The organism is Streptomyces sp. NPDC104202 (assembly GCF_055584185.1).
The window spans coordinates 21,294-27,509 of the sequence record NZ_JBVJMN010000084.1 but is presented as its reverse complement, the minus strand read 5'-3'; the positions used below and the strand labels follow the sequence as shown (position 1 = coordinate 27,509).

General features: G+C 70.4%; 12 protein-coding genes. 4 read left to right on the top strand and 8 right to left on the bottom strand.

Features of this window, described 5'->3' with window-relative positions; translation table 11 throughout:
• Nucleotides 1-318 (top strand): hypothetical protein (locus ACZ60W_RS34345; RefSeq protein WP_469759330.1); only part of this gene is annotated, 318 nt, incomplete at its 5' end.
• A 73-nt stretch (nt 319-391) separates the two neighbouring features.
• Here ACZ60W_RS34345 and ACZ60W_RS34340 read toward each other — a convergent pair.
• The 5 genes from ACZ60W_RS34340 to ACZ60W_RS34320 all read right to left on the bottom strand — a co-directional run bounded on the left by ACZ60W_RS34340 (nt 392) and on the right by ACZ60W_RS34320 (nt 3,498).
• On the bottom strand, nt 392-1,366 hold the full coding sequence (locus ACZ60W_RS34340) for a LysR family transcriptional regulator (protein WP_469759329.1): 975 nt from the start codon (nt 1,364-1,366) through the stop codon (nt 392-394).
• The gene (locus ACZ60W_RS34335; protein ID WP_469759328.1) at nt 1,359-1,673 is read right to left on the bottom strand and encodes a hypothetical protein; all 315 of its coding nucleotides are present in this window, start codon (nt 1,671-1,673) and stop codon (nt 1,359-1,361) included. Before ACZ60W_RS34335 ends, ACZ60W_RS34340 begins: the two co-directional genes overlap by 8 nt.
• Entirely contained in the window at nt 1,666-2,247 is a 582-nt protein-coding gene (locus ACZ60W_RS34330; RefSeq protein WP_469759327.1) for a hypothetical protein, read from the bottom strand. Before ACZ60W_RS34330 ends, ACZ60W_RS34335 begins: the two co-directional genes overlap by 8 nt.
• On the bottom strand, nt 2,244-2,822 hold the full coding sequence (locus ACZ60W_RS34325) for a hypothetical protein (RefSeq protein WP_469759326.1): 579 nt from the start codon (nt 2,820-2,822) through the stop codon (nt 2,244-2,246). The genes ACZ60W_RS34330 and ACZ60W_RS34325 overlap by 4 nt, the downstream gene beginning before the upstream one ends.
• 220 nt (nt 2,823-3,042) lie before the next feature.
• Nucleotides 3,043-3,498 carry a DUF488 family protein gene (locus ACZ60W_RS34320; RefSeq protein WP_469759325.1) on the bottom strand — a complete coding sequence of 152 codons (456 nt, stop codon included), beginning with the start codon at nt 3,496-3,498 and terminating at the stop codon, nt 3,043-3,045.
• Between the two features lie 162 nt (nt 3,499-3,660).
• On the opposite strand from ACZ60W_RS34320, the gene ACZ60W_RS34315 reads away from it, so the two are divergent.
• Nucleotides 3,661-3,963, top strand: coding sequence for a hypothetical protein (locus ACZ60W_RS34315; RefSeq protein ID WP_469759324.1), 303 nt, complete (start codon nt 3,661-3,663; stop codon nt 3,961-3,963).
• A 73-nt stretch (nt 3,964-4,036) separates the two neighbouring features.
• Here the strand turns inward: ACZ60W_RS34315 and ACZ60W_RS34310 are convergent, their stop codons facing one another.
• From ACZ60W_RS34310 to ACZ60W_RS34300, 3 genes are read right to left on the bottom strand one after another with little or no spacing between them, the layout of a single operon-like run.
• Nucleotides 4,037-4,420, bottom strand: a complete 384-nt coding sequence (locus ACZ60W_RS34310) for a hypothetical protein (protein ID WP_469759323.1) — start codon at nt 4,418-4,420, stop codon at nt 4,037-4,039.
• Nucleotides 4,417-4,995, bottom strand: coding sequence for a hypothetical protein (locus tag ACZ60W_RS34305; protein WP_469759322.1), 579 nt, complete (start codon nt 4,993-4,995; stop codon nt 4,417-4,419). The genes ACZ60W_RS34310 and ACZ60W_RS34305 overlap by 4 nt, the downstream gene beginning before the upstream one ends.
• On the bottom strand, nt 4,992-5,249 hold the full coding sequence (locus ACZ60W_RS34300; RefSeq protein ID WP_469759321.1) for a helix-turn-helix domain-containing protein: 258 nt from the start codon (nt 5,247-5,249) through the stop codon (nt 4,992-4,994). The genes ACZ60W_RS34305 and ACZ60W_RS34300 overlap by 4 nt, the downstream gene beginning before the upstream one ends.
• Before the next feature lie 76 nt (nt 5,250-5,325).
• Between ACZ60W_RS34300 and ACZ60W_RS34295 the strand changes: the two genes are divergently transcribed.
• Both ACZ60W_RS34295 and ACZ60W_RS34290 read left to right on the top strand, forming a co-directional pair.
• Complete coding sequence (locus ACZ60W_RS34295) at nt 5,326-5,670, top strand: hypothetical protein (protein WP_469759320.1); 345 nt, start codon at nt 5,326-5,328, stop codon at nt 5,668-5,670.
• Nucleotides 5,667-6,215, top strand: a complete 549-nt coding sequence (locus tag ACZ60W_RS34290) for a hypothetical protein (RefSeq protein WP_469759319.1) — start codon at nt 5,667-5,669, stop codon at nt 6,213-6,215. Before ACZ60W_RS34295 ends, ACZ60W_RS34290 begins: the two co-directional genes overlap by 4 nt.
• The last annotated feature ends 1 nt before the right edge of the window (nt 6,216 follow it).

The following is a 6,216-nucleotide window of genomic DNA, read 5'->3' as shown; positions in this document are numbered from 1 at the left end:
GATGGCTTCTACTTGGTGGACGACAGCGAGAACCCGCAGGCGGCGTTCCAGCAGGCAGTCATCGCCGCGGTGGAGAAGGTCACCCACATCGCGCCGGCCGACGACAAGGGCGAGATCATCGGTTCGCCGGTGGTCGCTCACGGCGTGATCGAGTACCCGCTGGTGAAGCTGGGCCTGTGCGCCGGTATCACCGGGGCGAAGTACACCACCACCACCGAGGTCTACCCGGACAGCCCGCGGGCGACCCCGCAGCAGTGCAACGACGCCCAGGTGGCAGCGGTGTGCGCGTCGCTGGATTACGCGCTCGCCCATCGTTGATGAAAAAGGGGACGGAGGGGATTAAGTCGTTTGTGGCACAAACGACTTAATCCCCTCCGTCCCCTTTTTCGGTTCACCCCAACGCGTCGGCCCACCACAGCGCCGCTGGCCCCGGCGGCGTGTCGCGGCGCCACAGCAGGTCGCTGTGGATGCGTCGTGGCCAGCCGGGCAGCACCAGTTCCACCAGCTGCCCGCGGTCGTAGCGCTGTACCAGCGCGCGTGGCAGCTCGGCCCAGCCGATGCCGTCCTCGGCCATCTCCATCACCATCAGGTAGTCGGTGGCGGTCCAGGCCAGTCCGGTAGCCGCGCGCGCATGGTCGACCTCCGCGCTCAGGCGCACCTGCCGGTGCCGTGCCAGCTGGGCGGCCGCGCGACGGCCGGCGTCGGCCAGCGGATGGTCGTGCGCCACATACACCGACAGCTCGCTGTGATGGGCCAACGGCCGTGCCACCAGACCATCCGGATAGCTTTCCTGGCGCGGCAGCAGGCCCAGCGCGGCGCGACCACTACCCACCAGTTCCAGCACGTCTTCGCCTTCGGCATCCAGCCATTCCAGTTCGATCTCGGGGAACGCTTCGGCAAAGCGCTGCAACACGCGCTGCTCCGGATCGAGCTGATAGACGTCGGAGAACACCACGGTCAGCCGCGCTTCGACCGGGGCGGCCAGCCGCACGCTCAACTGCTGCAGGCGGGTATCGGCGGCGAGAATTTCCTGGGCATGACCGAGCACCTGGCGCCCGGCTTCGGTCAACTGCGGGTAGCGTCCGCTGCGGTCGAACAGGCTGACGCCGAGGTCTGCCTCCAGGTGGGCGATGGCGGTGCTGACCGTCGATTGGGTCTTGCGCAGGCGGCGCGCCGCCGCCGAGAACGAGCCCAGCGCCGAGGAGTCCAGCGGCCCGCCCGCGCGCGGCGACCAGTCGCCGGCCGAGCAGATGCCCGTGTACGCCTGCCAGGTCTCCGCCCGGTCGTCCGGCTCGGACAGCAGCCGGTGCGCCTGGCGGACCTCGTCCATCGCCGGGTCGTCCACGTAGTACGGCAGGTCAGCCACGGCCGGCCACCACACTCTCCACACGCGACCCGACGTCTTTCCTGGAGTCGCCGATCTCCTCGGCCAGGTACCCGAGGTCGGCGTGCAGGGCGTAGCCCGGGTCGTCCATGTCGTCCATGTCCGAGTTGGCCTCCACCCGCTCCCGCGCCGCTTCCAGCGCCTCGGCGAGGGCCTGCAGCGCGCCTCCGTCGTCGGTGATGGCGTCGAGCGTGCGCAGCACCTCGTCGTACGGGCGGTGCACGAACGCCGCCTCCAGCGACGCCACCGCGTCCAGCAGGGCCTTGCTCGTGGGCGTCTGGTCAGCCACGGCCGCCGCCCTTCTGGTCGAGCCCGATGACCTGCAGCGGCAGGAGGGCGTGGGCGTCGAACCCGATCGTCTTGCACACGATCTCGTGCTCGCAGGACCGCTCCGGGTCGATGACGCGCAGCGCCAGGCGGCTGTACTGCAGGCCGCCGCCCTCCACGATCGTGCGGATCGCGGCGACGTCGGCCGGGTCGAGGTCGTGCGCCTCGGGGTCCTCGTCGTCCTGGCCCCACACGTCCCGCACCTCGTACCAGCGCTCGTCGTCGAGCAGCACGATGTCGTCCGTCGTCAGCCGGTCGACGCGCACCATCTTCATGTCGACGCCGGACGCCCGGTCCATGACCGCCTCGTCCCACTCCCGGTCCTCGGCGAGGTCGTTGACCCGGGCCACGGCCGCGTCGAGCAGCGCGTACAGCTCGTAGGCCGGGTGGTCGGTCGGCCAGGTCTCCCAGTCGCCTTCCATGCCGGGGGCCTGCGTGATGGTCGTCTTCGCCTGCCTCAGCGCGGCCCGTACCTGGCCGGCGAGGCGGGCGGCCGCCGCGTCCGTGAACGCGGCGGCCTCCTGCTTCGTGCTCATGCTGCGCTGCTCTCCTTCTTCACGAAGCCGAGGACGTCGCCCCGGAACGCGATCTCCTCGTCGTCGGCCAGGTCGAAGTGACTCGCGTCGGCGGCCTTGCCGCAGACGCCGCACCGCCACCGGGCGTGCTCCTCGCCCTCCGGGTCGGGCTGGTTCTCGCGGTACACCGCGCCGTCGGTGCCGACCGGGCACTCGGTGCACACGAACGCCACGAAGCTCGGGTGATCGCCGAGCTTGCGGGTCTCGGCGTTGATCTGCTCCCACGCCTTGCTCGCCGCGCTGTCCTGCAGGCCGCTCGCGAACCTGCGCACTTCGGGGTCGTCGCTCTTCATGAACGCGTAGACGATCGACATCCGGGCGTGCTTGGTCAGCTCGGCGCCCTCCTTGCCGCCCAGGACGGCAGACGTGTAGCCGAAGAAGTACGCGCTGCTGATCGACTCCTTCCAGCCGCTGAGGAGCGCGCGGACGGATATGCCGCGCTCCTTCGCCTGCGGCTCCAAGTCCGTGATCATCGCGGCCATGGCCTTGTTGATCACCTCTTCGGTGACGCCGAACTGCTCCAACTGCTGAATCACGCTGGGCCTTTCCGTGTGGAGTGGCGTTGTCCTTGCACTTTCAGTCTAACTTTCAGACACCTTGGTGTCTAGTTTGAACGGGTGAATGCGCTCTGTAGGATGGCCGAGCGGTGACCGCAGCCCCGGGCGTGCCCGTGGTGGTCTTCCGCCGGACCGGCGGCCCTCCCCGCTTACCTCGGGGAGGACCGCCGGTCGGGAGACAATCTGTCTCCCGCCGGCCTCAGAACAACCCGAGCGCCTCGAACGGCGGCGGCTCGTCACCCTTGACGAACAGCGGGTCGTCCGGGCTGTACGTGCCCAGCTCCGGCACCTCCTGGCCGGTCTGCTCGCGCAGCCACTCGGCCAGCATGTGCCGGTGGCACCAGCCCTTCTGGTTGATCCCGTTCTCGAAGCACAGGAACACCACCCGGCCGTCCGGCTGCTCGTGGTTGTCCGCGATCCGCTGCGCGAGCTCGGTGAACCGCTCGATCCCCACCATGTCCAGCTTCGACCGCATCGCGTGCCGGAAGCCGTCGAAGCCGCGGTTCATGAACCGCCGGTCCGGCGCCGCCTCCGGCATGAACCCGCCGAGGATGTACGCCAGGTGGAACCGTGGCGCACCGACCGTCGCGCGGACCGGGATGCCCATGTTCGAGCTGAACTCGGGATAGGAGCACGTCGCGAACTGAACCGCCATGCTGCCTCCTTACTGGTTGCTGTGCGTGATGTTGCTCTTTCATTCTAATCTGCAAACACCTTGCGAGCAAGTTTGAACGGGTGAATACGAAGGGGCTTCTACCAGTACGCTCACCCACATGGACTTCACCGACAACCCGGGCCGGAAGCAGGCCGAGGCCGCATGATCCCCATCGTCGCCGCAGCGACAGTCCTCGCCGCCCTGCTCAACGTCTACGCCTACACCCGCTTCGCCCGCGCCTCCAGCGCCTACCGCCGCGCGATCGAGACGTGGGCCGGCGTCATGACGACCGCGAAGGCTGCCGGCGTCCCGCACGCCGACATCCCCCCCATCAGCGACAGCGAGGAAGTCGCCGCCGCCTCCCGGGCCCTGACCGACGCCGAGCCCCTATGCCACCTGTCGCGCAACATCCTCGGCGTGCTCGGCATCGGCCTGGTGCTCCTGGTCATCGTCGACATTGTCTGACCACACCCCGAACGGCCCGGCCAGCCCCGGCCGCGCCGCGCCGAGCACGGCCGCGCCCTTGCGCCGCCAGTCCTCAGCCCACATCGCCGTAGAACCCTCCGACGTCGCGGATGATCGGCTTCGGCCGCCCGTACGACAGGCCCGTCCGGCGACACGACCACGTCGCACACCACCAGAACTCCACCCCGTCGTGCGGCGCCTCCGCGTCGTCGACGAACTCGCCCATCACGAGGATCGACTCGCAGTCCGGGCACGTCTCCGGCGTGAACCGCACGTACGGCCCGGCCTCCCGCAGCCGCCGGTGCAGCGCCACCCACATCCAGCTGTCCCGGCCGCCGTTGAACCGGCGGCACGACGGCGCCGCGCAGTAGTCCTCCTCGGCGTCCTGCGGATGAGCCGACACCGTCCGGCACTCCGGGCACCGGTAGTACCCCGGCGGGACGACCGCGGTGCTCACTCGCCGGCCTTGCCGGTGGCCCACTGCTCCCGCTTGGCCGCCACGTACCCGGTCAGCAGGTCAGCCACCTCCATCGACTCCACCGTCAGCGCCTCCACCGCGTCCATCTGCTCCTGGTCCAGCTTCTCCGGGCCCTCGGCGACCAGCGCCGCCGCCAGCAGCGCCTTCCCCGCCGCTGCCAGCGCGGTCGACGCGATGCTCAGCTGGATCGACGCCAGCGGCGCCTGCCGGACGCCCTCGCGGACGAACGCCGAGTCGTACTGCGCCCGGTCGCCGAGCTGCGCGAACAGCGCCGGGACGTCCCGCTCGAAGCCGTTCAGGTAGCCCTTCTGCATCTCGGTGTGCAGCGGCCCGCCGTGCAACGGCATCTGCATCTGATGGACCAGGCCCGCCAGCGCCCCGAGCGCCTGCGCCGCGTCCCCGCGCTCACCGTGCGGGTTCTGCGGCTGACCCGGGCGCCGCTCGTGCACCGTCACATCGAGCGCCTGCAGCGCCTTCCGCAGCGCCTTGCGCGTCGGGAGGACCTGAGACCTCGCCATGCCGGCCTTGGTCGCGGTCTCGTCGTGCTCGCTCACAGCTCTGTCCCACTCCCGATCGACTCTCCCCAGAACACCGGCACCACCACGCCGCCGGGGACCTCGATCCCGATCAGCAGCCGCCCGCCGAGCGCCTGGGCGTACGCCGCGAGCGTACCGACCTGGAGGGTCCCCATGGGCGCGGATTCGAGGGCCGACACCCGCTGCTTCGACACCTTCAACTCGGTGCCGACCTCGCTCTGCGTCAGGCCACGGCCCGACCGCACATCCCGGAGCCGCGGTACCTGATCCATGCCCGTCACGCTAGTCACTCCAGCGGACAACGCGGACGTTGACTCGCCGTGCCCCGCACGGCGCTACGCTCCCGGCATGAGCGAAACTCCCCGCCCCTCGCGGCTGATGACCGAGCTGCAGACGGACGTCGAACGCATCCTCGACGGCGACGACTCCGGGGTCGCGCCGGTCATCCGCCTCTCCGCCGAGCTGGCCGCCACCGGCACGGTCAAGCACCACCTGACCCTCGTGCCCGGCCAGCAGGGCGCCGTGCTGCGCGTCGACCGCTCACAGGAGGCCGCTCTGCGCCGGGCGCTGCCGGGCCTGACCAAGCCCGGCCAGCACGTCGGCGGCGAGATCCTGTGGGGCCTCGACGACGACGAGATGGCCGCGCTCGCCGGCGACGTCCGCGCCGAGTACGCCGAGGGGGAGCAGCGGTGACCGGGGTGCGCACGTCCGAGGACCGGATCGTGTCGGCGATCGGCCGCCACGCCCCGCTGTGCACCCCGCCCGTCCTGCGCGAGGCCGCGGGGCTCCTCGATGACCTCCTGGCCGTGATGGAGCGCCACAACTATCACGTCGGCCCCAACTCCGAGAGCGCCGGGAGTCTCGCGCAGGCCGCCGCCGACACCATCACCCGAAAGTACGGCCGCCCCGAGGTCGAGCTGACGATGATGGAGCGCACCAAGCTGTCGCAGGCCCTCATTCAGGCGTTCGTCGACGAGGGCCTGACCCTCGCCCCGGCCCACGTCCGCATGGGCATCGCCGTCGAGCCGCTGCCCGGCGGCCGCACGTGGGGCATCATGCGGACCGGCCTCGCCGTCGCCCTCTACATGGACTCCGGCTTCGAGCTGATGATGAACCAGACGCACACCAGCGTGCACCCGTTCACCGCGCCGCTCACCGAGGCCGGCGCCCGCGATGTCGCCGCGATCGTCCACCGGCTCCTCAAGGGCGAGATCCCCAGCCCCTTCGAGCAGCGCTGAC

What these genes read in the sequence shown, in the direction of transcription:
- ACZ60W_RS34295 (WP_469759320.1), top strand. Translation starts at nt 5,326, where the DNA reads ATGAGCGAAACTCCCCGCCCCTCGCGGCTGATGACCGAGCTGCAGACG.
- ACZ60W_RS34330 (WP_469759327.1), bottom strand. Translation starts at nt 2,247, where the DNA reads ATGAGCACGAAGCAGGAGGCCGCCGCGTTCACGGACGCGGCGGCCGCC.
- ACZ60W_RS34320 (WP_469759325.1), bottom strand. Translation starts at nt 3,498, where the DNA reads ATGGCGGTTCAGTTCGCGACGTGCTCCTATCCCGAGTTCAGCTCGAAC.
- ACZ60W_RS34315 (WP_469759324.1), top strand. Translation starts at nt 3,661, where the DNA reads ATGATCCCCATCGTCGCCGCAGCGACAGTCCTCGCCGCCCTGCTCAAC.
- ACZ60W_RS34300 (WP_469759321.1), bottom strand. Translation starts at nt 5,249, where the DNA reads ATGGATCAGGTACCGCGGCTCCGGGATGTGCGGTCGGGCCGTGGCCTG.